General features: G+C 36.6%; 23 protein-coding genes. 14 read left to right on the top strand and 9 right to left on the bottom strand.

Features of this window, described 5'->3' with window-relative positions:
* Positions 1 to 205: 205 nt before the first annotated feature.
* The 8 genes from BTHG_RS14455 to dnaA form a co-directional block, all read right to left on the bottom strand.
* Positions 206 to 1,273 carry an HD-GYP domain-containing protein gene (locus tag BTHG_RS14455; protein WP_010677443.1) on the bottom strand — a complete coding sequence of 356 codons (1,068 nt, stop codon included), beginning with the start codon at positions 1,271 to 1,273 and terminating at the stop codon, positions 206 to 208.
* A gap of 93 nt (positions 1,274 to 1,366) precedes the next feature.
* Positions 1,367 to 3,883, bottom strand: a complete 2,517-nt coding sequence (gene gyrA, locus BTHG_RS14450; protein WP_010677442.1) for a DNA gyrase subunit A — start codon at positions 3,881 to 3,883, stop codon at positions 1,367 to 1,369.
* A gap of 107 nt (positions 3,884 to 3,990) precedes the next feature.
* The gene (gene gyrB, locus BTHG_RS14445; RefSeq protein WP_010677441.1) at positions 3,991 to 5,913 is read right to left on the bottom strand and encodes a DNA topoisomerase (ATP-hydrolyzing) subunit B; all 1,923 of its coding nucleotides are present in this window, start codon (positions 5,911 to 5,913) and stop codon (positions 3,991 to 3,993) included.
* 166 nt (positions 5,914 to 6,079) lie between these two features.
* Positions 6,080 to 6,331 carry an extracellular matrix regulator RemB gene (gene remB, locus BTHG_RS14440; protein ID WP_269719505.1) on the bottom strand — a complete coding sequence of 84 codons (252 nt, stop codon included), beginning with the start codon at positions 6,329 to 6,331 and terminating at the stop codon, positions 6,080 to 6,082.
* A 23-nt stretch (positions 6,332 to 6,354) separates the two neighbouring features.
* On the bottom strand, positions 6,355 to 7,473 hold the full coding sequence (gene recF / locus BTHG_RS14435; RefSeq protein WP_010677439.1) for a DNA replication/repair protein RecF: 1,119 nt from the start codon (positions 7,471 to 7,473) through the stop codon (positions 6,355 to 6,357).
* Positions 7,474 to 7,518: 45 nt separating this feature from the next.
* Positions 7,519 to 7,737 carry a S4 domain-containing protein YaaA gene (gene yaaA / locus BTHG_RS14430; protein WP_010677438.1) on the bottom strand — a complete coding sequence of 73 codons (219 nt, stop codon included), beginning with the start codon at positions 7,735 to 7,737 and terminating at the stop codon, positions 7,519 to 7,521.
* Positions 7,738 to 7,825: 88 nt separating this feature from the next.
* The gene (gene dnaN / locus BTHG_RS14425; protein WP_010677437.1) at positions 7,826 to 8,962 is read right to left on the bottom strand and encodes a DNA polymerase III subunit beta; all 1,137 of its coding nucleotides are present in this window, start codon (positions 8,960 to 8,962) and stop codon (positions 7,826 to 7,828) included.
* Positions 8,963 to 9,216: 254 nt separating this feature from the next.
* Positions 9,217 to 10,563: a chromosomal replication initiator protein DnaA gene (gene dnaA, locus BTHG_RS14420; RefSeq protein WP_010677436.1), complete on the bottom strand. Its 1,347-nt coding sequence runs from the start codon at positions 10,561 to 10,563 to the stop codon at positions 9,217 to 9,219.
* Between the two features lie 552 nt (positions 10,564 to 11,115).
* Here dnaA and BTHG_RS14415 point away from each other — a divergent pair.
* The 12 genes from BTHG_RS14415 (at position 11,116) to BTHG_RS14355 (ending at position 22,039) form a co-directional block, all read left to right on the top strand.
* Entirely contained in the window at positions 11,116 to 11,322 is a 207-nt protein-coding gene (locus tag BTHG_RS14415; protein ID WP_010677435.1) for a hypothetical protein, read from the top strand.
* Between the two features lie 215 nt (positions 11,323 to 11,537).
* Positions 11,538 to 11,672 (top strand): 50S ribosomal protein L34, encoded by a 135-nt coding sequence (rpmH, locus tag BTHG_RS14410; RefSeq protein WP_010677434.1) that lies wholly within the window; start codon positions 11,538 to 11,540, stop codon positions 11,670 to 11,672.
* Positions 11,673 to 11,878: 206 nt separating this feature from the next.
* The gene (gene rnpA, locus BTHG_RS14405) at positions 11,879 to 12,226 is read left to right on the top strand and encodes a ribonuclease P protein component (RefSeq protein ID WP_010677433.1); all 348 of its coding nucleotides are present in this window, start codon (positions 11,879 to 11,881) and stop codon (positions 12,224 to 12,226) included.
* Positions 12,227 to 12,373: 147 nt separating this feature from the next.
* Positions 12,374 to 13,150 (top strand): YidC family membrane integrase SpoIIIJ, encoded by a 777-nt coding sequence (spoIIIJ, locus tag BTHG_RS14400; protein ID WP_010677432.1) that lies wholly within the window; start codon positions 12,374 to 12,376, stop codon positions 13,148 to 13,150.
* Positions 13,147 to 13,767 (top strand): RNA-binding cell elongation regulator Jag/EloR, encoded by a 621-nt coding sequence (gene jag, locus BTHG_RS14395; protein WP_010677431.1) that lies wholly within the window; start codon positions 13,147 to 13,149, stop codon positions 13,765 to 13,767. Before spoIIIJ ends, jag begins: the two co-directional genes overlap by 4 nt.
* Positions 13,768 to 14,092: 325 nt before the next feature.
* Entirely contained in the window at positions 14,093 to 15,469 is a 1,377-nt protein-coding gene (mnmE, locus tag BTHG_RS14390; RefSeq protein ID WP_010677430.1) for a tRNA uridine-5-carboxymethylaminomethyl(34) synthesis GTPase MnmE, read from the top strand.
* Positions 15,470 to 15,550: 81 nt separating this feature from the next.
* Entirely contained in the window at positions 15,551 to 17,434 is a 1,884-nt protein-coding gene (gene mnmG / locus BTHG_RS14385; protein WP_010677429.1) for a tRNA uridine-5-carboxymethylaminomethyl(34) synthesis enzyme MnmG, read from the top strand.
* A 15-nt stretch (positions 17,435 to 17,449) separates the two neighbouring features.
* Entirely contained in the window at positions 17,450 to 18,166 is a 717-nt protein-coding gene (gene rsmG, locus BTHG_RS14380; protein ID WP_010677428.1) for a 16S rRNA (guanine(527)-N(7))-methyltransferase RsmG, read from the top strand.
* Positions 18,167 to 18,442: 276 nt separating this feature from the next.
* Positions 18,443 to 19,348, top strand: a complete 906-nt coding sequence (gene noc / locus BTHG_RS14370) for a nucleoid occlusion protein (protein ID WP_408605280.1) — start codon at positions 18,443 to 18,445, stop codon at positions 19,346 to 19,348.
* A gap of 250 nt (positions 19,349 to 19,598) precedes the next feature.
* Positions 19,599 to 20,360, top strand: coding sequence for a ParA family protein (locus tag BTHG_RS14365; RefSeq protein ID WP_010677426.1), 762 nt, complete (start codon positions 19,599 to 19,601; stop codon positions 20,358 to 20,360).
* Positions 20,353 to 21,210 carry a ParB/RepB/Spo0J family partition protein gene (locus tag BTHG_RS14360; protein ID WP_010677425.1) on the top strand — a complete coding sequence of 286 codons (858 nt, stop codon included), beginning with the start codon at positions 20,353 to 20,355 and terminating at the stop codon, positions 21,208 to 21,210. Before BTHG_RS14365 ends, BTHG_RS14360 begins: the two co-directional genes overlap by 8 nt.
* Positions 21,211 to 21,301: 91 nt before the next feature.
* Entirely contained in the window at positions 21,302 to 22,039 is a 738-nt protein-coding gene (locus BTHG_RS14355) for a DUF554 domain-containing protein (protein ID WP_010677424.1), read from the top strand.
* A 28-nt stretch (positions 22,040 to 22,067) separates the two neighbouring features.
* Here BTHG_RS14355 and yyaC read toward each other — a convergent pair whose 3' ends face one another.
* The gene (yyaC, locus tag BTHG_RS14350; protein WP_010677423.1) at positions 22,068 to 22,685 is read right to left on the bottom strand and encodes a spore protease YyaC; all 618 of its coding nucleotides are present in this window, start codon (positions 22,683 to 22,685) and stop codon (positions 22,068 to 22,070) included.
* A gap of 139 nt (positions 22,686 to 22,824) precedes the next feature.
* On the opposite strand from yyaC, the gene BTHG_RS14345 reads away from it, so the two are divergent.
* Complete coding sequence (locus BTHG_RS14345) at positions 22,825 to 23,841, top strand: YkvI family membrane protein (RefSeq protein WP_010677422.1); 1,017 nt, start codon at positions 22,825 to 22,827, stop codon at positions 23,839 to 23,841.
* Between the two features lie 67 nt (positions 23,842 to 23,908).
* Entirely contained in the window at positions 23,909 to 24,106 is a 198-nt protein-coding gene (locus BTHG_RS14340) for a DUF951 domain-containing protein (protein WP_010677421.1), read from the top strand.
* Positions 24,107 to 24,131: the final 25 nt, after the last annotated feature.

The raw sequence follows: 24,131 nt of genomic DNA, 5'->3' as shown, positions 1-24,131 counted from the left end.
CAAAGAACTAATTCATCGCCCCGAAGCGACTTTATTAATATATCACATTATCAATATTTAAGTCAATTGTTTTTTTAAAATAATAATTGATAAAGTGATAAGACTTTTGAATTATATATGTAAAAGGCTTTTAAAGCAAGCACTTTGTTTAATAATGTTTTTCAACTTCTTTATTTTTAAAAATAAAGCCTCCAATTTGGAGGCTTTAAACAATCTCTTCAATAAAGATTTCTCGAAAGCTTTTCAAATCTAGAAAATCACTTTCACTCAGTTTAAGTAGTGGTCTTGTTGGCTGAGATGTATCAATAAATACAATTTCACCGGTTTGACCATTTGAGAGTTTTACTTTCGTTCCAATTGAGATATTTCCAACCCCACTTGTTAATGCTTCTACTACTTTCACATCAAACTTTCCAAATGATTCCCTTCTAATTTCCTCAAGGACCTTAAAAGGAGATTGGCGATTGCTATAAGGTCTTTCTAAGGTCATGGCAGAGTATACATCAGCAACTGCAACAATTTTGCCAAATGGATGCAGTTTCTCCCCGGTAATCCCTAGCAAGTAACCTGTTCCATCAATTCGTTCGTGGTGCTGAAAAACTGCTAACTTAACGCTATCCTTTATAAGAGGTATTTTTTCAACCATTCTATAGCTGTAAAGTGGGTGCTTTTTCACTTCGTTGAATTCAGCAAGCGTAAGTGACGTACTTTTTGCAAGAATTTTGGGATCAATTTTAGCCATTCCGCAATCACTTAGTAAGCCTGCTATGGCTAAATGATTACAATCTCCTTGACTGTATTTTAATTTTTTTCCTAAATATCCCGAAAGTAGTCCGAGTGTAACAGAGTGATGGTACATATAGTCTTCACGATTTGTATATCTATGTAATGAGAATAGCTGTTTTGGCTGTTCTAGTATTCTTTTAAATAGGGGGAGAATAATTTGGCGTACTTTAGCAACCTCTACGAGTGAACCAGCCTGCCAGTTTTGAAATAACTGTTTGTATTCTTTTACAGATTTGAGATAATCCTCCACAATTGAGCTTTCTTTTTCGGCTACCTTAATATCTTCTACTAGTTCAGAAGGGGTGAATGGTTCGCCGGTTATTAAAAATGCTTCAACATGTACATCTTGTACTAAGAAATTTTGAAGAACCTGTATATGCTCATTTGATAATACTGTTTTTTTAGGAATAATTGGGTTATTTGTTAAGGAAAAGATGTCATTTGATAGTATACATCCTTCTTGTAACTGGCTTGTCCTTACACGCATTTTATTTCACCCTCATCTTTCATTCACATACTAGTACTATTTTACCAAAAAAAGAGAAATACTGCACTTGCAGCATTTCTCTTTTCAAAAATTTTATTCAGTTGGTTCTTCATTATCATTTTCTTCTGTTACTGTTTCTTCAACAGTTCCCTCTGGTTCAAGCTCTTGTTCCTCTACTTCTTCTTCTTTTTCAACAACCGCAACTGTTGCTACATGTCCATTTTCATCTAAACGGATGAGCTTAACTCCTTGAGTAGTACGGCCAATTTGTGAGATATCGGTAATTGACATTCTAATTAAGACACCATCAGCAGTAATTAACATAAGGTCACTTTCCTCTGTTACAGCCTTAACTGCTATAACCTTACCATTCTTTTCTGTGATATTAACTGTCTTGAGCCCCTTACCACCACGGCTTTGAATCCGGTATTCACTTGCTGGAGTACGTTTTCCATAGCCTAGTTCAGTGACAATTAGAACATCTAGATTGTCTTCTAATATTTCCATTCCTACTACTTCGTCGCCTTCGGATAGGTTGATACCTTTAACCCCCGCAGCTGTACGACCCATTGATCTAACATCAGACTCAGGGAAGCGAATCAGCATGCCATCCTTCGTTCCGATGATAATGTCTTTAGAACCATCAGTTAGTCGAACAGAGATAAGCTCGTCACCTTCGTGAAGTCCAACAGCGATTAAACCACCTTTACGAATATTTGCAAAGGATGATAGCGGAGTTCGCTTTGAAATACCTTTTCTCGTTGTAAAGAATAAGAACCAATCATCAACAAGTTCAGATACTGGAATAATTGCATTGATCCATTCTTCTTTATCAATTTCGAGTAAGTTAATAATCGGAATTCCCTTTGCTGTTCTACTAAATTCAGGGATTTCATAACCTTTTAGACGGTAGACTTTTCCTTTATTTGTGAAGAATAGGATTGTATCATGAGTTGATGTTGATAAAAGTTGTTCAACAAAGTCATCTTCATTTGTTCCCATTCCCTGAATTCCTCGGCCACCGCGTTTTTGGCTACGGTATGTTGAAACCGGAAGACGCTTAATATAACCCTTGTTTGTGAGAGTTATGATAATATTCTCTCTTGGGATTAAATCTTCATCTTCAATCATTTCGAGTCCGCCTGCAAGAATCTCAGTACGTCTTGTATCATTAAAACGTTCCTTAATTTCTAGTAGCTCTTCTCGAATGATTTCTAGTACTTTTTCTTCGTCTGCTAGAATTGCCTTTAATTCTGCAATTAATGCTACTAGCTCTTGATATTCAGCTTCAATTTTATCACGTTCTAAACCTGTTAAACGCTGTAAGCGCATATCTAGTATCGCTTGAGCTTGTTTTTCAGATAAGTTAAATCTTGTCATTAATCCTTCGCGGGCAATGTCCGTTGTCTGAGACCCACGAATTAAAGTAATGATTTCGTCAATATGATCTAATGCAATTCTCAAACCTTCTAAAATATGAGCCCTTGCCTCAGCCTTTCGAAGTTCAAATGCTGTTCTGCGTTTGATTACAACGACTTGATGATCTAAGTAATATTGTAAGCATTGCTTTAAGTTTAGTACTCGTGGATGCCCGTTCACAAGGGCAAGCAAGTTAATTCCAAAAGTTGTTTGCAGTGCAGTATGTTTATATAAATTATTTAAAAGAACGTTCGCATTGGCATCTCTTCTCACTTCCATAACAATTCTCATACCAGTTCGGTCTGATTCGTCACGAAGGTCAGTAATGCCATCAATTTTTTTATCACGAACTAATTCGGCAATTTTTTCAATTAATTTTGCTTTGTTTACTTGGTACGGAAGTTCTGTAACAAGAATAACTTCCTTGCCATTTTTCATTTCTTCAATTTCTACTTTTGCACGTAGGGTAATAGATCCCTTTCCTGTTTCATAAGCTTTTCTAATCCCACTTCTACCGAGTATATGTCCAGCAGTAGGGAAGTCTGGGCCAGGAATAATATCCATTAACTCAGGAATGGTTATTCCAGGATCTTTACTAATTGCTAATACACCATCAATAATTTCACCCAATTGGTGTGGTGGGATATTTGTCGCCATACCCACGGCAATACCCGCTGCACCGTTTACTAATAAATTAGGGAAACGAGCAGGAAGAACAGCTGGTTCTTTCTCTGAACCATCATAGTTGTCTTGGTAATCGATTGTATCCTTGTTAATATCACGCATTAGTTCCATTGATATTTTAGACATACGTGCTTCCGTATAACGCATTGCTGCTGCCGAATCTCCATCGACAGAACCAAAGTTTCCATGGCCATCAACAAGCATATAGCGGTAGTTAAAGTCCTGTGCCATACGTACCATCGTATCGTACACAGCAGAGTCACCATGTGGGTGGTATTTACCAATTACTTCACCTACGATACGTGCTGATTTTTTATAAGCTTTATCAGCAGTCATGCCTAAGTCGTTCATAGCATATAAGATTCGGCGGTGTACCGGTTTTAAACCATCACGAACATCTGGTAGGGCACGTGACACAATAACACTCATCGCATAATCTAGAAATGACGTTCTCATTTCCTGACTTATATTTATCTCATGAATATGCGAATTTTGACCTTCAGTCATAAAAAGAAACCTCCCTTATCAGGGGTATAAAATAACGAATTCCTTATTTTTACCCATTCAATTATGCAAGTAAAGACAGGATAGTATTGGAACTATCCTGTAAATTGTTATACATCCAAATTTTTCACGTATTGTGCATTTTCTTCTATGAAATTACGTCTAGGCTCAACCTTATCACCCATTAGCATTTCAAAGGTTTCATCGGCATCAATCGCATCCTGAAGTGTAACCTGAAGCATTGTTCTGTTGCTTGGGTCCATTGTTGTTTCCCAAAGTTGCTCTGGATTCATTTCACCAAGACCTTTATAGCGTTGAATACCCGGTTTTGGATTACTTGGCAATTCAGCTAAATACTTTTCTAGTTCGCGGTCATTATACGCATACTCAATTCGTTTACCTTGTTGGATTTTATATAAAGGTGGTTGTGCAATATAGACAAATCCACTCTCAATGATTTGACGCATAAAGCGATAGAAGAACGTCAATAATAAAGTCCGAATATGTGCACCATCAACGTCGGCATCAGTCATGATAACAACTTTGTGATAACGCGCCTTTGAGATATCAAAGTCTTCTCCAATTCCAGTTCCTAGCGCTGTGATCATGGAACGTACTTCATTATTGGATAGGATTCTGTCCAGTCTTGCCTTTTCAACGTTTAGAATTTTTCCTCTCAGTGGAAGGATTGCTTGGAAATGACGATCTCGACCTTGCTTTGCAGATCCACCCGCTGAATCACCCTCAACGATATATAGCTCACTAATGGAAGGGTCCTTCGATGAGCAATCAGCTAGCTTCCCTGGTAGGCTTGAAACTTCTAATGCACTTTTTCTTCTTGTTAATTCACGCGCTTTTTTCGCAGCCATACGTGCTCTTGCAGCCATCGTTCCTTTATCAACAATTTTACGAGCAACTGTCGGGTTTTCTAATAAAAACGCCTCGAACTTCTCTGAAAAAACAGATTCAGTCACAGTTCTTGCTTCACTGTTTCCGAGTTTTGTTTTTGTTTGCCCCTCAAATTGTGGGTCTGGATGCTTAACAGAGATAATCGCTGTTAATCCTTCACGGACATCATCACCTGATAAGTTGGCATCATTGTCTTTAAAAATATTATTACGGCGTGCATAGTCATTGATAATTCGCGTTAACGCTGTTTTAAATCCAGATTCATGTGTCCCACCTTCATAGGTGTGGATATTATTTGCAAATGAATAGATATTACTTGTATAACTATCATTGTATTGAAGGGCGATTTCAATTGCAATTCCTTCTCTTTCACCTTCAACAAAAACTGGTTCTTCATGAATTACTTCTTTTGTACGGTTAAGGTGCTCAACGTATGATTTGATTCCACCTTCATAATGGTACTCCCGACGCTTGTTTTCTTCACGTTTATCTTCAATTGTGATTTTAACCCCTCTAGTTAAGAAGGCAAGTTCACGAAGACGTGTTGCTAATGTATCAAAGTCATATTCAAGTGTTTCAGTAAAGATTTCACCGTCTGGCTTAAAATGTGTGGTTGTCCCAGTATGATCTGTTTCACCGACCACTTTTAGTTCTGTAACTACATGACCACGTTCAAATGCAATATAATGGATTTTTCCATCACGGTGCACATATACTTCTAGGCTTGTGGAAAGGGCGTTAACAACAGACGCACCAACTCCGTGTAATCCACCAGAGACCTTGTAACCTCCGCCGTCAAATTTCCCTCCAGCATGTAGGATTGTCATGATAACTTCTACAGCTGGACGACCCATTTTTTCCTGTATTCCGACTGGAATTCCACGGCCATTGTCTTTTACAGTTATACTATTATCCTCTTCAATGATGACATTTATCTCATCACAATAACCTGCTAATGCTTCATCGATACTATTATCTACAATTTCCCATACTAAATGGTGCAGACCTTTTCCTGAAGTAGAACCAATATACATACCTGGACGCTTTCTTACAGCTTCTAGGCCTTCCAAAACCTGAATTTGACTCTCATCATATTCTTGTTGTTGCAATTCTTTTTCTTCCATTGCCACCAATATCACCTACACTTTATATTAAGAAATGCGCAAGCGCCTTGATTAGCCACGTTAAGCACAAGACAGCAAGAAGGTCGCTCTTTGACTTCTTGATGGATTTACTTGTGACTTTAGAGGGGCTAATCGCTGGAGCTGGACATCGAGTCGTTCTTTATCCTTATAGTTCTTCTAAAATTGTCTCAAAATCAGACACTTGGTGTGATCGTTTTTTTAATGTACTAGAGGATAATGGTGAAAAGTATACTTTATCTACCGTTACCACTACTGACTTTGTATTCCCATTTGATAATTCTACCACTCTGTCTTTTTGCACATCTAAAAATTCATTTACAATAGAAGAGGATTTTAAAAGCTGTCGATCTAATATCGTAATGACATCTGATGAACGAACCATTACATTTTCTCCCAAATGTATGAACAAACTTCATCACCTCATTTAAGCTTTGTTATGAATCCTTTAGACACTTCAAATGTTGCAGCTTGCTTTAGGGTATCATGATTGATTCCCTCAACGCTTGTTGTTGTAACAAAGGTTTGCACTTTTCCTTGAATTGTATTTAATAAATGGGACTGTCTAAAATCATCCAGTTCCGAAAGAACATCATCTAATAAAAGAATCGGGTATTCCCCAATTTCTGAATGAATTAATTCTATTTCTGCTAGCTTTAATGAAAGGGCAGTGGTACGTTGTTGGCCTTGGGATCCAAAGGTCTGGACATCTTTTCCATTCACAAAAAATGCAAGGTCATCCCGATGTGGCCCCGCTAGTGTAACACCTCTTTCAATTTCCCTCTCTCTTATTTTAGCAAACTTTTCATCGTATACATCTACCATTTTCGACAAATCAGCAGTTTCTAATACCTCAATTGAAGGTTTATATTCAATTTGAAGCTTTTCTAGACCTCTACTAATTCCGTGATGAATAGGTTCAGCCCACTTTTGTAATAAGACAAGGAATTCAAACCGTTTTTTTACGATTTTAGCCGCAGCTTGAATCAACTGTGAGGTTAGCACATCAAGCATTGTTTGGTCGTTTTGTTTCCTTGTTTGGAGTTGCTTTAAATAATGATTGCGTTGGTGAAGTATTTTTTGATACTGGCTAAGATCATGTAAATAAACAGCTGATACTTGACCAATTTCCATATCAATAAATCGTCTTCTTACCTGTGGACTTCCCTTTACTAGATTTAAATCTTCAGGGGCAAACATGACCACATTCATATGTCCAACATATTGGCTTAGTTTTTGCTGCTCCAAATGATTGCTCTTCGCCTTTTTGCCCTTCTTAGAGATAACAAGCTGTAAGGATAGGGGGCCGTTCCTTTTTTGAACCCTACCCTCTATTTTAGCATATTCTTCATCCCAGCGAATCAATTCTTTATCATTTGATGTACGATGTGATTTTGCCATTGCTAAAACATAGATGGATTCCATTACATTTGTTTTACCTTGCGCATTTTCGCCTAAAATCACATTGACTTTGTTTTCAAGTTGAACGGATATTTTTTCATAATTTCGATAATTTGTCAGTTTTATCTCTTCAATAAACAAATGGCTTCACCCTTAGCTGCAAGCTCAGAGGGTATCCCCCGCTGCTCATGCATTTGATATGACAAACGTTCCAAAGCCAGGAATGTCTACTACATCCTTATTGACTAGCTTTTTTCCGCGGCGATTTTCCGGCTCTCCATTTACGTAGACCTCATGCTCACTGAGAAACCACTTTGCCATTCCACCTGTTTGGATAACATCAGCGAGCTTTAAAAACTGTCCTAATGTAATAAAGTCTGTTGAAATTTCTATTTCTGTTGCCATTATTTCGCCTTCTTTCTTTTATTTTACTAAAGAAAACCCATCTAGAAAAGAAAACTACTAGGTTTACACGGCCTAGTAGTTCTTGCTTCTAATAAGTACGGACTGGGAGAATTAAATGGAAAACTGTATCATCGTCAAGAGCCTTAATAAAGAAAGGTCTCATCGCTCCTGTAAAGCTAATTCGAATTTCAGCGCTTTCCAATGCTTTTAATGCATCCATCATATATTTTGCACTAAACGAAATCTTTAATTCTTCACCTTCAATTGATTTACTTTGAATTTCTTCATTTACCTTTCCTATTTCAGGGGATGTGGATGAAATTTCGACAACCCCACCAGGTGATGTTGTAAATTTAACGACGTTATTATTCGCCTCTCTTGCGAGTAGGGAAGCACGATCAATCGATTGTAAAAATTCTTTTGTAGCTAGGACTACTTCAGTCTTACTCTCTGTAGGGATAAGTCTTGATGTATCAGGATAGCTTCCATCTAATAAACGAGAGAAGAAGAGTAAATGTTTGGTTTTAAATAAGACTTGGTTTTCAGTAATAACAATATCGACTAAATCTGTCGTATCATCAAGAATCTTACTTAATTCATTTAAACTTTTACCAGGGATAACTGCATTATAAGTTCCACCATTTTCGGTTTCAATTTGAGCAGTTCTCATAGCTAGTCGGTGGCTGTCTGTTGCAATGCAATTTAATGTATTGTTTTCAACCTTCCAGTTCACACCTGTTAAAATCGGACGAGTTTCTGATGTTGAAACTGCAAATACTGTCTGACGTATCATATTTTTAAGTAAATCGGCTGGAATTTTAAATCCATGATTCTCTTCAATTTGAGGCAAATGTGGGTATTCTTCCGCATCAAGGCCGTTTAGATTAAACTCCGCTTTTCCTGAACGAATGATCGTTAGCAGATTTGATTGAACCTCAATTTCAACAGTATCTTTAGGTAATTTTTTTACAATTTCACTAAAGAAGCGAGCCTGTAAAACAACACTTCCAGATTCTTTAATCTCAACGATTTCATCCCCAGCTTCTTCATTTGGGATAAAAGATTCAATCGAAACATCTGAATCACTACCTGTTAGAGTTACTCCTTCATTTGTGGCTACAATTTTAATCCCGGTTAAGATCGGGATAGTCGTTCTTGAAGATACAGCTTTCATTACATCTTGAACACTTCGAACAAGATAGTCTCTTTGAATGATAAATTTCATCAAAAATCCTCCTAGAAATTGTTCTACTTTTTATTTCATGCACATATATTTTTAGGTTATATATTTATTTATTTTTTAAAAGAAAAACCGTAGAAGTACTAGTAGGCCCTGTGAGTATGTGGATAACTGAACCAATCCAAATGAAAACAGTCTATCCACATGTGGACAGACTGTGTGTAACAACAAAGAAGTTATTCACAGTATTCACGTTCCAAGTACTTGTCCAAAATAAAATATGAAATCATGTTAAGGATTTAACCCTTTAATTGGGTGATGATTTCCTCTATTTGTTTTTGTAATTGTGTGTCTGTTTTTAATAGGTTTGTAATTTTTTCATGAGCATGAATAACGGTTGTGTGGTCACGTCCACCAAATTCCTCCCCAATTTTAGGGAGTGATGAGTCCGTTAATTCTCTGGAAAGATACATCGCAATTTGGCGAGGGAAAGCAATCGATTTTGTTCGCTTTTTCGCCTTAAAATCCTCTAATTTCACACTATAATGCTGTCCAACGACCTTTTGAATTTCAAATATCGTAATTACCTTTGGTCTAGAACTTGGAATAATATCTTTTAGAGCTTCCGCAGCAAGGTCTGCATTTATATCTTTATTAATTAAGGATGAATACGCAACGATACGAATAAGCGCACCTTCAAGCTCACGAATATTCGTGTTGATTTGGTTCGCAATATATAGCATGACCTCATTTGGAATATCAAGTCCCTCTGCCTTGGCCTTTTTACGTAAAATTGCAATTCTCGTTTCAAGATCAGGAGGGGTTATATCCGTAATCAATCCCCATTCAAAGCGAGATCGAAGCCTGTCCTCTAAGGTTGGAATTTCTTTTGGTGGTCTGTCACTAGAAATGACAATTTGCTTACTTTCCTCATGTAAGGTGTTAAATGTATGGAAAAATTCTTCCTGAGTTGATTCTTTTCCAGCTAAAAATTGAATATCATCTATTAGTAAGATGTCAACACTTCTGTATTTGTTTCTGAATTCGACAGCTTTATTATCACGAATTGAGTTAATAAATTCATTTGTGAATTTTTCAGATGATAGGTATACAACTTTTGCATTTGGATTATGCTCTTGAACATAATGACCAATGGAATGCATTAAATGTGTTTTTCCTAAACCAACCCCACCATAAAGAAAGAGTGGGTTATATGCTTTGGCAGGTGCTTCTGCAACGGCAAGCGATGCAGCATGTGCAAAACGATTACCTGACCCAATTACAAATGTATCGAAAGTGTATTTTTGATTTAGCATGTTTTGAGAGTGTTCCGCTGGTTCATCTTGTTTAGCAGCTTTTTTCTCTGGTGTTTTCATTTCGAATTCTTCATCTAATTGATTTTGAGGAATAATAAATTTGATTCCGAGTTCTGCACCGGTCAGATCATAAATCGTTTCTGCAATTAAATGCAGATATCTAGATTCTAGCCAATCTCTAGCAAACTCATTGGGAGCAGTAATAATAAGTGTATCGTTCTGTAGTGCATGAGCTTTTGTGGACTTTAGCCATGTTTCAAAGCTTGGTTTGCTAAGTTTTTTCTCAATCTCTTGGAGTGCTTTTGCCCATAAATCCGCAATATTCTCCAACAATCTCCCTCCTTTGTAAGCTTATTTGTTTTGCAAAAGGTATCGGCATCCTTAAGCCGAAGTTACTTTCTACTAGGTATGATTTATCAAATGCATAAAAATAAGCCCTTATACAGTTCTTTTTCTAGAAATGAATACGAGTTAATAAATATACATTCTGGGTAATATGTGAATAAGTATATAATATAGTAGAAAAACATCTTTTCGACATAATCCACTGATTGTGGACAAGTTACCATACACAATGTGAAAAAATCTATCCACACACTATCCACATTCTGTGGATAAATAAAAAATGTTGATAACTTATTACGAGTGAAAACAAAACTATAATATCAAATAATGACTAGATAATCAATGGTTTTTGAAAACTTATCCACAATATCTATACCTTGTGGAAAAAAATTATCCACACCACAAGATGATGTGTAAAACTTGTCGATAAATGTTGTGGATTAAAAAAACTGTCGAAAAAAGTTGTCCACAAGAGGAAAAGCGAAAGCGACTCGCTCAGAAATGAGAAAACTGGAGGCTCCGACAAAGAGGCGTTCTTTGCCTCTGCCAGAGGAGTTGAAGTTTCTCGAATTTCTAGTCGCTGGAGCTGGACAACCAGGAAAAGCGAAAGCGACTCGCTCAGAAATGAGAAAACTGGAGACTCCGACAAAGAGGCGTTCTTTGCCTCTGCCAAAGGAGTTGAAGTTTCTCGAATTTCTAGTCGCTGGAGCTGGCCAACCAGAAAAGCGAAAGCGACTCGCTTAGAAATGAGAAAATTAGCATCTTCAACTAAAACAGCATTTTTTTGAGAGAATTTTTAAGCGAGAAAGTAATGATCTAGAATCAAAAGTTCTAGTTCTTAATTCCCATCCAAAATATGTATTTTAAATAAGGTTGACATTTTTTACGGATTTTCACTATAATTAGTAAGACTGTCTGGTGTTAAATTGAGAGTTAATTCCTCAGGGAGGTGTCATATAATGAAAAGAACATATCAACCAAGCAAACGTAAGCACAGCAAAGTTCACGGATTCCGTAGTCGTATGAGTTCTAAAAACGGACGTAAAGTTCTTGCTCGTCGTCGTAGAAAAGGAAGAAAAGTATTATCAGCATAGGCCACTGAAAGCTCAGTGGTCTTTTTTTCTAAAGGAATCTAGTTACAAAGAATTTAATAGGAATTTATAAAAAATTAGAACATAGATCATTTCAAGGTTTATTTCAATTTTTCTTATGACCATACTAGATAAGTGAAAGTCACTTTAGCTAGCATGATGTTCATTAGAATTTGAAACATTGTTTCGTCGTACGGGAGTTGTAAAGAATGAAAAAAGAATACCGTATAAAAAAGAATCAAGATTTTCAAACGGTGTTTAAGTCTGGAAAATCTTCAGCCAATCGACAATTTATTGTCTACGTATATGAGAGGGAAGGGTTCGAACATTTTCGAATCGGCTTATCTGTAAGTAAAAAAGTTGGAAACGCTGTTACGAGAAATCGAATTAAGCGACTAATCCGTCAGTTCTTCCTTGAACATAAAGAGCAAGTCCAAATCAAGGATTATGTCATCATTGCCAGGAAGCCTGTTGCAGATATGAACTATGAAGAAGTAAAGAAAAGCTTACTTCATGTATTAAAGGTGGCAAAGGTGTTAAAAAAAGTGCAAAAATAGAAGATTTTTTCAAGGGAAAGAAAGAAATTTTCATACAAAGATGGTAGAATACAAGGGTACATATTGATTTTCTTCGAATGAATATGTTTTTAAATATATGTCATACATATTTACCTTTAGGATATTTAGAACTAGGAGGAAATGTAGTTGAAAAGGCGAATATTAATAATAAGTGCGCTAATAGGATTGGTTTTACTTTTATCTGGGTGTACTCAGGTTAATGATCCGATTACCGCAGAAAGTACGGGGTTTTGGAACAAATACTTTGTTTATCCGTTATCCTGGCTGATTACGTATTTTGCTGAACTATTTGGGGAATCAAACTATGGTTTAGCCATTATTATCGTAACTCTTTTAATTCGTTTTGCTTTATTGCCATTAATGATTAAGCAAACAAAAAGTTCAAAGGCAATGCAAGCAATTCAACCTGAACTAAAAGCACTACGTGAAAAATACAGCTCAAAAGATCAAGCAACTCAACAAAAATTGCAACAAGAAACAATGCAGTTATTTCAAAAGCATGGTGTCAATCCATTAGCAGGATGTTTCCCACTACTTATTCAAATGCCAATCTTAATTGGTTTCTACCATGCAATCATGAGAACGAGAGAAATTGCTGAGCATAATTTCTTATGGTTTGATCTGGGAGAATCAGATCCATATTATATTCTTCCTATAGTAGCTGGTGTGACGACATTTATTCAGCAAAAGATTACGATGATGGGTATGGAAAATAATCCACAAATGGCAATGATGTTATGGTTAATGCCAATTATGATTGTTGTTTTTGCGATTAACTTCCCAGCAGCGTTAGCCTTATACTGGGTTGTAGGTAACCTCTTTATGATTGTTCAAACAATTTTAATTAAAGGTCCAGATATTAAAGCAGCGAAATCTGGAAATGCGGGAGGAGCAAAAAAGTGAAACAAATAACTGCTACAGGGCAAACCGTCGATGAAGCAGTAGAGTCAGCTTTAGCTCAACTTAACACAACAAGAGACCGCACCGAAATACAAATCATCGATGAAGGTAAAAAAGGGATATTTGGAATTTTTGGAACGAAGCCTGCTGTTGTTAAAGTAACTGTGAAAATTGACCCGGTTGAAAAGGCACAGGAATTTCTTGAAGAAGTCGTGGCAACAATGGGTGTTCCGGCGAAATTGGATGTCACACGGAATGGGAAGAATGTAACATTCCAGTTATCAGGTGAAAAAATGGCCGTGTTAATTGGAAAAAGGGGTCAAACCTTAAATTCACTACAGTACTTAACTCAACTAGTTGCAAATCGTTTTTCTGATCATTATTTGAATATCATAGTGGATGCTGAAAACTACCGAGGCCGACGTGAGGAAACCTTGATTCAATTAGCCGAGAGACTTGCCGACAAAGTAAATCGCACAAAGCAAGACGTGAAACTAGAGCCAATGCCTTCCTACGAGAGAAAGGTCATTCATACAGCTCTAGCAAGTCATAAAAAGGTAAAGACCTCTTCAAGTGGTTCAGATCCAAATCGACATATTGTAATTTCACCTGCAGAGTAATAGTAATAGTAAAGACCTAGGCAATTGCCTAGGTCTTTTTGTGCTCTTTTTTAGTAGAAAAGGACTCGGCCTTTTTAAAGAACAAGGTGTTATAGTACAGATTTTTTGACTATTTGTTAGAAATAGGAGAGTTCTTCATTATTGTTATTCACATGTGGATAAGATAAAATGGAGTGTAGTTTATTTTGGGAAAACAAGGAGTTGTTTTCCTTGTGGATAATTAGGTAATACTAATAAATAAAAGTTATTCACATTTTTCATTTTGGGAGAAAAGTTCCTGTAAAGAAGAATAAATAGAAATGTTGATATATAAGAAGGTGAGATAGTGGAGTTTGATACAATAGCAGCTATTTCAACTCCAATGGGAGAAGGAGCAATTGCGATAGTCCGATTAAGTGGGGATGAAGCGATTGAGATAGCAAATCGAGTTTTTAAAGGAAAAAACTTAAAAGAGGTCAATTCACATACGATTCATTATGGACATATTGTGGATCCAGATACAAATCAAGTCGTAGAGGAAGTAATGCTAACCTTGATGAGAGGACCGAAGACTTTTACGAGAGAGGATGTAGTAGAAGTCAATTGCCATGGAGGGCTTGTATCAGTTAATCGAGTCCTACAACTTGTACTTACAAATGGGGCTAGATTGGCCGAACCAGGTGAGTTCACAAAGCGAGCATTTTTAAATGGACGTATCGACCTCTCACAAGCAGAAGCAGTCATGGATTTAATTCGCGCCAAGACTGACCGTGCGATGAGTGTCGCAATTGGCCAAATGGAGGGGAGATTATCAACCCTCATTAATCGATTACGTCAAGAACTACTCGAAACCTTAGCGCATATTGAAGTAAATATAGATTATCCTGAGTATGATGATGTCGAAGAAATGACTCATCATGTGTTGCTTGAAAAAGCAACAAGAGTACGTGATGAAATCATCAAACTATTGGAAACCTCAAGCCAAGGAAAAATTTTACGGGAAGGTTTATCTACTGTTATTATAGGTAGGCCGAATGTTGGGAAATCATCTTTATTAAATAGTCTAGTTCACGAAAATAAGGCAATTGTAACAGATGTTCCCGGTACAACCCGTGATGTAATAGAAGAATACGTCAATGTTCGAGGTGTTCCACTACGTCTCGTTGATACGGCAGGAATTCGTGAAACAGAGGATATTGTAGAACGAATTGGAGTTGAACGTTCACGAGAGGTTTTGAAAAAAGCAGATCTTATTTTACTTGTGTTAAACTATGGAGATGAGTTAACAGAAGAAGACGAGCGTTTATTTGAGGCTATCTCAGGTATGGAAACAATCGTTATTGTTAACAAAACAGATTTACCACAAAAGTTAAATATGGAAAAGGTAAAGGAACTTGCTAAAGACAGTCCAATAGTTACGACCTCCTTACTAGAAGAAAAAGGGATAGATGCTTTAGAAGAGGCTATTTCGTCACTATTTTTTACTGGAACTGTTGAAGCAAATGATTTAACATATGTTTCTAATTCTCGCCATATTGCGTTGTTAGCACAAGCGAAAAAGTCAATTGAAGATGCAATTTCGGGTGTAGAATCCGATCTTCCAATTGATATGGTTCAAATCGATTTAACAAGAACGTGGGAACTTTTAGGGGAAATTGTTGGAGATGCTGTTCATGAAAGCTTAATTAATCAGTTGTTCTCCCAATTTTGTTTAGGTAAATAGGAGAATAAATGGAGTTCAAGAGCAAGATGAAATGTCATGTTCATCCGATTTTTGAACATCCTTAAAGAGGAGGAAGTAACATTGAGCTATGATGCCGGTTTTTATGATGTCATCGTCATTGGTGCAGGGCATGCAGGATGTGAGGCAGGCTTAGCTTCAGCTCGTTTAGGTGCCAAAACACTGATGCTTACAATAAATTTAGATATGGTTGCGTTTATGCCATGTAATCCATCAGTAGGAGGACCTGCTAAAGGTACAGTTGTTCGTGAAATTGATGCTTTGGGCGGGGAAATGGCGAAAAATATAGATAAAACGCATATTCAAATGAGAATGCTAAATACGGGTAAAGGCCCAGCTGTCCGTGCCTTGCGTGCACAGGCAGATAAATTTTCATACCAACATGAAATGAAAAAAGCATTAGAAAATGAAATGAATTTAACCCTTGTTCAAGGGATGGTTGAACGTTTAGTCGTTGAAGATAACGAATGTAAAGGTGTTATTACAAAAACAGGTGCAGAATACCGTGCCAAAACAGTTGTAATTACAACGGGTACCTTTTTACGTGGAGAAATCATTATTGGTGAATTAAAGTACTCTAGTGGCCCAAATAATCAGCAACCATCTGTTAAGTTATCAGAGCACCTTGAGGAATTAGGGTTTAATTTAGTGCGCTTTAAGACTGGTACACCACCACGAGTAAATAGTCATACGATTGATTACAGTAAAACGGAAATCCAACCTGGTGATGAGGTACCTAGAGCCTTTTCTTATGAAACAACAAAATACATCACTGATCAGCTTCCTTGCTGGTTAACGTATACAAGTGAAGACACACACAAAATCATTGATGCTAATTTACATCGTTCACCAATGTATTCTGGAATGATTAAAGGCACTGGACCACGATATTGTCCTTCAATTGAGGATAAAGTGGTTCGTTTCCATGATAAGCCAAGACATCAAATCTTCCTTGAGCCAGAAGGTAGAAACACCCAGGAAGTCTATGTTCAAGGACTTTCCACAAGCCTTCCTGAGGATGTGCAACATCGTTTAATTGCATCTGTTCCAGGACTAGAGAATGCTCAAATGATGAGACCTGGCTATGCCATTGAATATGATGCAATTGTGCCAACCCAGCTTTGGCCAACTCTAGAAACGAAAAAAATTAAAAATCTTTATACAGCTGGACAAATTAATGGAACGTCAGGATATGAAGAGGCAGCAGCCCAGGGAATTATGGCAGGTATTAATGCCGGACGTCGGGCTCTTGATAAAGAAGAAGTTATTTTAAGTCGTTCAGATGCCTATATTGGGGTTCTTATTGATGATTTAGTTACAAAAGGTACCTCAGAACCATATCGGTTGTTAACATCTAGAGCGGAATACCGTTTACTTCTTCGCCATGACAATGCGGATTTACGATTAACAGAACTTGGCCATGAAATTGGGTTGATTTCTGAAGAAAGATACCAGAAGTTCTTAGATAAAAAGTCCTCCATCGAGCAGGAAATGGAACGCCTTAAAGCCACTCGAATTAAACCATCAGACGAGGTGCAGGAGCTTATTCGCTCAGTTGGTGGAAGTGAATTGAAAGATGGGATTTTAGCAAGTGATTTACTAAAACGCCCAGAAATGACATATGAACATATTCGGAAGTTAGCTCCAAGTGATCATGAAATACACCCAGATGTTGCAGAGCAAATTGAAATTCAAATCAAGTATGAAGGGTATATTCAAAAATCCTTGCAGCAAGTAGACAAACTAAAGCGAATGGAAGATAAAAAAATTCCAGAAAACATTGATTATGATGCAATTTCTGGCTTAGCAAATGAAGCTAGAGCGAATTTAAAGGAAGTACATCCATTATCTATTGCTCAAGCATCAAGGATTTCAGGAGTTAACCCAGCTGATATATCCATTCTGCTCGTATATCTTGAGCAAGGAAAAATAGCACGAGTTAACTAAGGAAAGGAATCATATATGGACACTGCATTGTTTACATCGATGTTGGAGGAGAAGGGGATTTCTCTTTCTCCCGCCCAACTTAATCAGTTTGAAACATATTATCGATTATTAGTCGAATGGAATGAAAAAATGAACCTAACGGCAATTACAGAAAAGCCTGAGGTGTATTTAAAACATTTTTATGATTCCATTTCGGCTGCGTTTTATTTTGACTTTTCAAAGGAATACTCTATTTGTGATGTAGGAGCAGGTGCTGGGTTTCCAAGCATCCCACTTAAAATTTGCTTTCCACAATTAAAAATCTCGATTGTTGATTCGCTTCAAAAGCGAATTACATTTCTTCATGAACTTTCAAAAGAACTACAGCTAGAAAATGTAACATTTTATCATGATCGCGCCGAAACCTTTGGTCAAAAAGGAGACATTCGTGAATCCTTTGATATAGTGATGGCAAGGGCTGTTGCCAGAATGTCTGTGTTAAGTGAATTATGTTTGCCACTTGTGAAGGTAGATGGAGCATTTATTGCAATGAAAGCTGCATCTGTAGCAGAAGAGTTAGAGGATGGAAAGAAAGCAATTGCAACACTGGGCGGCAAGCTAAAAGATGTTCACCACTTTTTATTACCAATTGAGAGTAGCGATCGAAACATCGTTATTATCGAGAAGAAAAAAACAACTCCCAAGAAATACCCTCGTAAACCAGGGACACCAAATCGTTCACCAATAAAGTAACCATAATCAGCAGGGGGTAACAGCCTGTCTGATTATGGTTTATGCCTTGATTTTTACTTGTAATGTTTTGAGCAAGCTTAAAAAAATTGGGCACGAATATGCCAAGGCGTATTTGATTCTTATGGTGAACGGTTTTATTTCAGCTTGCATTTTTTTATTTAACCCTCATGAATTAGTAGAAAGATAGTAAGATTTTTATAAAATTCATGTTATAATAGAAGGAATGAGAGAGAAAATAGAGAATTTGTAATAGTGGAAGTTCTAAGGGGTGGTGGAATTATGAAACCATTTTCACGATTATTTAATATAGGTGAAAAAGTTGATAAACAACAAATGAATCAAGACCAGGTGGTAGAAACACAATTAGAAGATTCAATTGATGATGAAGAAACACACCTGAATGAAGAAGTACGCCAAATTCCAATAAATGAAATTGTTCCAAACCGATATCAACCAAGAACTGTTTTTGCAGAAGATAAAATTAGAGAACTTGCACTAACCATACGTACTCACGGAATCATTCAACCAATAGTGGTGCGACAATTTGCTGATAAACAATACGAAATTATTGCTGGTGAACGACGTTGGAGAGCCGTTCAAACTCTAGAATGGGAGACAATTCCAGCAATTGTTAAGGATTTCAATGATGCAGAAACAGCATCCGTTGCCTTGATTGAGAACCTGCAGCGTGAAGAACTATCAGCCATTGAAGAAGCGTATGCTTATGCTAGATTACTAGAATTACATAATTTAACACAGGAAGCGTTAGCTCAACGATTGGGGAAGGGTCAATCTACAATCGCAAATAAGCTACGTTTATTAAAATTGCCTGAAGAAGTTCATCAAGTACTCATGCAAAAGAAGCTTACGGAGCGCCATGCGAGAGCTTTAATTCCTCTTAAGGATCCTGAAAAGCAAATCAATCTTATGCATGAAATTATTGAAAAAGAATTGAATGTAAAACAAACGGAGGACCGCGTTGTTAAAATCCTCGAATCGGAAAAACAACAAAAGAAACCAAAGCCTAAATTCAAGGCAGTAAGTCGAGATATGCGAATTGCAATGAATACCATTCGGCAATCATTAACCATGGTTGAAGAAAGTGGTGTCTCTTTAAATACAGAAGAAGAAGAATTCGACGACTATTTCCAATTTACAATTCGAATTCCTAAAAATAAATAAATCAAAAAAATTTCCTTGCCTATCACGGTGAGGAAATTTTTTTGGTTAATTCTATAAAGCTTTTTCACTTTTTCTCCTCATTTTGTCATAGGAAATGTTTCACGTGAAACATTTTCGTGTTTTTTTATCAAAAAAAGATAAACCCTACCATTTTTTCATGATAGAATAGAAAAAGTGATAGAATTATAAAGACCTCACTTTGTAAAAAAAAGTAGAAAAATGTAGCTTAAAATTGAAAGTAGGTGACATCGTGGGGAAAATCATCTCAATCTCTAACCAAAAGGGTGGCGTAGGGAAAACGACAACTTCTGTTAACCTTAGCGCATGTTTAGCCTATGTCGGAAAGCGGGTTTTACTAGTCGACATCGACCCTCAAGGGAATGCTACAAGTGGTTGTGGCATAGAAAAAGCAAATGTAGATCAATGCATTTACGATGTGCTTGTTGATGATGTAGAAGCGAAGGATGTTACGGTTCCAACGGCGGTTGAAAATTTATATATGATTCCGGCAACTATCCAATTAGCAGGTGCTGAAATTGAATTAGTGCCAACAATTTCTCGCGAGGTTCGTCTAAAAAGAGCCTTAGATGAAGTTAGAGATCAATATGACTATATTATTATTGACTGTCCACCATCATTAGGTTTGTTAACATTAAATGCTTTAACAGCATCTGATACAGTAATTATCCCAGTTCAGTGTGAATATTACGCACTTGAGGGGCTTAGTCAGTTATTAAATACAATTCGGCTAGCCCAAAAACATCTCAATAAAGATTTAATGATCGATGGGGTACTACTCACCATGCTTGATGCAAGAACTAATTTAGGTATTCAAGTCATCGAAGAAGTGAAAAAGTATTTCCAAGATAAAGTATATAAAACAATTATTCCAAGAAATGTACGATTAAGTGAAGCTCCAAGTCACGGAGAACCAATCATCATCTATGATCCAAAATCAAGAGGTGCTGAAGTATACTTAGATCTTGCAAAGGAAGTGATTGTGAATGGCTAAAGGGTTAGGTAGAGGTGTTAATGCTTTATTCACAAATATGGAAGTAGGGAAAGAAGAGGTTGTTCAAGAGATTAAAGTTAGTGAATTGCAACCCAATCCATATCAACCAAGAAAGACTTTTCAGCCAGATGCAATTGCTGAACTAAAGGAGTCCATTCTTACACATGGGATTTTACAACCTATCATCGTTCGAAAAACGATAAAAGGGTTCCAGATTGTAGCAGGTGAGAGACGTTACCGTGCTGCAAAAGAAGCAAAATTAAAAACAGTTCCAGTGGTTGTACGTGAATTGTCTGAAAATCAAATGATGGAAATTGCATTGCTTGAAAACTTACAACGTGAGGATTTGTCACCAATTGAAGAAGCCTTTGCATACCAATCCTTACTTGATCATTTAAAAGTTACTCAAGAACAGCTTGCAAAAAGATTAGGAAAAAGCAGACCACATATTGCTAACCATCTCCGTCTATTGTCTCTTCCGAAACATGTACAAGTTTTAATTTCTGAAGGAAAATTATCGATGGGACATGGCCGCACATTATTAGGTCTGAAAAAGAAAGAAAAATTAAATGCTATTGTTGAAAAGGTCATCGCAGAAGAGCTTAATGTTCGTCAATTAGAAGCTTTGATTAATCAATTGAACCAAAATGTTCCACGTGAAACATCTAAACCACCAAAAAAAGAGAAGGATATCTTTATAAAAGAACAAGAGTCCTTCCTTCGTGAACGTTTTGGTACATCTGTATCGATTAAACAAACAAAGAAAAAAGGGAAAATTGAAATTGAATTCTTCTCAAATGAAGACCTTGAAAGAATTCTAGAACTGTTAGATTCACCAAAGATCTCATAAGTGACCAATCAAAAACCTGCAAACTTTTATTTTTAAAATAAGAGCGTGCAGTGTTTTTTATTATAAAAATATAATGTAGGGGAAATGTAAATTGGTTCTACTAGGAACGATTGTAAACGGGTTATGTATCGCAGCTGGTACCTTATTAGGTAAGGTATTGCATCGAATACCTGAAAATGTGAAAACAACAGTTATGCATGGAATTGGACTTGCTGTTTGTCTATTAGGAATTCAAATGGGATTAAAAAGCCAACAGTTTTTGATTGTTATTTTTAGTTTGGTATTTGGTGGCATTCTTGGTGAATGGTGGGGGTTGGAAGATAAATTAAATAAATTAGGAAACTGGATTGAAAAGAAAGTAGGCTCCTCTTCAGGCGAGGGCACAATCGCAAAGGGATTTGTATCGGCTACACTTATATTTGTAATTGGGGCAATGGCGATTATTGGTGCACTTGATAGTGGATTACGAAATGATCACCGTGTTCTTTATACAAAGTCTATACTAGATGGATTTACTAGTTTGATATTATCAACGACATTGGGGATTGGAGTTCTTTTTTCTGCAGTACCCGTTATCCTGTATCAAGGATCTATTGCTTTATTTGCGACAAAAATTGATAAATGGGTTCCAGCAGAGTTGATGGATTCATTTATTGTCGAAATGACGGGAGCCGGTGGCTTAATGATAGTTGCCATTGGAACGAATTTATTGGGGATAACAAATATACGAGTTGCAAATCTATTACCTGGAATCCTAGTTGTTGGCATTCTCGTATCAGTTATATATTATTGGAATTCCATTGTATATTTTGCACAAGGCATTTTTTAAACCTCTTCTATTGCAGAAGAGGTTTTTTTCATAAGGTAAATCGATCTTTTTCTACTTGTTCCAATTCAATTTTTCTAAGGAATTTGAACTCAGCCTTGCAAATACCGTTGGCAATGGTATTTGCAATTTTCATTACTAAACTTAATCTTGTATTTTGTAGGACGAAAAATTCCATAAATCCACTTACGTTTACAACTCCAGTAATATGCATGTCTCCGATAGGGGTTAATTCCTTGTTTACGCCCGCACCAGGCTTGATTGGCCCTTCTCCAATGGTAATGGATCCGACACTCTTCAATCTGCCTAGACAGGCATCAATACCGATGATAAAGGGGTTTTGGTATTTGTGTTTTATTTCATCAATCTTTTCTTGTAAATTAACTGCATGAATAGGTTCGTCCAATGTGCCATATACATGAAAGTGGGACAGTCCTTTTTCAGTAATTTTTGTACCGATTAAGGGCCCAAGACAATCTCCAGTTGAACGATCTGTACCAATGCAAAATATTACAATTGGTTGATTAGTTGTAGGTGGGAGCATAGAAGTGATTTTTAAGGCAATTTGATGGTCGGCTAATTCTTGGTCATGTGGAATACGGAATGGTTCATTTTTAGGATGGTCAAATAATTTATATCTAAGATTCATAGTTTTTTCACCCCTTTTCACTGTAGTAACAGTATACGGAGAATTCTTACATTCTATACGTCTGAATAGAAAAGAATCTTAGAATAGAAAAGATGAACATTTTAGTAGATAGAAGGATTAAAAGTAGTGGGGGGATTGCATGTTTCAGGCAGGGATTCGATGGATGTTTTTAATCTTAGGTACAGCAATAGGCGCAGGATATGCATCAGGACGGGAAATCTGGCAGTTTTATGGAGAACAAAGTGGATTAGCCATCTTCTTTTTCACGTTTATTTTTATCATTTGCTGCTATATTATTATGAAAATAAGTTATGAAAAAAAAGCAGAACATTTTGTTCCTGTACTAAAAGAATTAGTAGGAGATAAAGTTGCTCATGTCTATGATGCAATTACTATTTTATATTTGTTTTCTACTACAGTTGTCATGTTGGCCGGTGGCGGTGCAACTTTAGAATTATTTAATATCCCTTTTTGGTGGGGGATATTGATTTTTGGTGTGCTTCTTGTATTGGTCTTTTTGTGGAATATTAATGGATTAGTTTCAATTAATATGGCAATTATTCCCGCCTTAATTTTATTTTTAGTTACAGTATTGTATATTTTTTTATCTTCAAATGGCAAAGGGTTTTCCTTTAACCTTCAGGAACAAAGCAATTGGCCATCCGCTTTTACGTTTACGGCCCTTAATATCTTACCACTTGTTGCTGTATTAGGTGCAATTGGAAAGGAAATGAAGTCCAAAGGGGAGGCTTGGGTTGCAAGTATTGGAAGTGGGTTGTTTTTAGGGGTTATTACTTTCATCTATAATGAGGCTCTTATTGAAGTGGCACAGGAAATTATGCTTTATGAAATTCCGTTGTTTGTGATTTTGAAGAGCTTTCCGTATGTTGCTGTTTTTATTATGTCCATCCTTTTATTTGGAGCAATATTTACAACTGCGGCATCCGGGCTATTAGGATTATCCACACGATTTAAGGAAAGAATGAAGATGCCGTTGTGGATGATGTCCATCCTATTAATTTTACTGATGGCACCTTTTACAATGTTTGGCTTCTCAACACTTGTTTCTATTTTGTATCCTTTATATGGTATTGCAAATTTATATTTGTTGGCAGTTATTTTGTTGTATCCTATTACAAACCGCTACAATTTATAATGATTTCTTGATACAATACAACTTATAAAGTCGTGAGTTCAAAAAGGAAGGATAAAGGGTGAACGTCATGGTAGATAAAGAATATGGATTACATGATATTGTAGAAATGAAAAAACCTCATCCATGTGGAACAAATAAATGGAAAATTATCCGACTAGGAATGGATATTCGGATTAAATGTGAAGGGTGTGCACATAGTGTTCTTATTCCCCGTAAAGAATTTGGTCGAAAACTGAAAAAGATTCTTGTAAAGCATGAGGAATAGGCCTCGTGCTTTTTTTACGGAAAAA

Origin of the sequence: Bacillus timonensis, assembly GCF_000285535.1 — a bacterium.
GTDB classification, from domain to species: domain Bacteria; phylum Bacillota; class Bacilli; order Bacillales; family Bacillaceae_L; genus Ferdinandcohnia; species Ferdinandcohnia timonensis.
Note: the sequence above shows the minus strand (reverse complement) of the source record. Positions and strands in the feature narration are given on the sequence as shown.

Excerpts from the sequence above, each read along its gene's own strand:
- rsmG (WP_010677428.1), top strand. The coding sequence starts at position 17,450 with ATGGACACTGCATTGTTTACATCGATGTTGGAGGAGAAGGGGATTTCT.
- dnaN (WP_010677437.1), bottom strand. The coding sequence starts at position 8,962 with ATGAAATTTATCATTCAAAGAGACTATCTTGTTCGAAGTGTTCAAGAT.
- yaaA (WP_010677438.1), bottom strand. The coding sequence starts at position 7,737 with ATGGCAACAGAAATAGAAATTTCAACAGACTTTATTACATTAGGACAG.
- BTHG_RS14455 (WP_010677443.1), bottom strand. The coding sequence starts at position 1,273 with ATGCGTGTAAGGACAAGCCAGTTACAAGAAGGATGTATACTATCAAAT.
- BTHG_RS14345 (WP_010677422.1), top strand. The coding sequence starts at position 22,825 with ATGTTTCAGGCAGGGATTCGATGGATGTTTTTAATCTTAGGTACAGCA.
- gyrB (WP_010677441.1), bottom strand. The coding sequence starts at position 5,913 with ATGGAAGAAAAAGAATTGCAACAACAAGAATATGATGAGAGTCAAATT.
- yyaC (WP_010677423.1), bottom strand. The coding sequence starts at position 22,685 with ATGAATCTTAGATATAAATTATTTGACCATCCTAAAAATGAACCATTC.
- gyrA (WP_010677442.1), bottom strand. The coding sequence starts at position 3,883 with ATGACTGAAGGTCAAAATTCGCATATTCATGAGATAAATATAAGTCAG.
- BTHG_RS14340 (WP_010677421.1), top strand. The coding sequence starts at position 23,909 with ATGGTAGATAAAGAATATGGATTACATGATATTGTAGAAATGAAAAAA.
- rpmH (WP_010677434.1), top strand. The coding sequence starts at position 11,538 with ATGAAAAGAACATATCAACCAAGCAAACGTAAGCACAGCAAAGTTCAC.
- BTHG_RS14360 (WP_010677425.1), top strand. The coding sequence starts at position 20,353 with ATGGCTAAAGGGTTAGGTAGAGGTGTTAATGCTTTATTCACAAATATG.
- rnpA (WP_010677433.1), top strand. The coding sequence starts at position 11,879 with ATGAAAAAAGAATACCGTATAAAAAAGAATCAAGATTTTCAAACGGTG.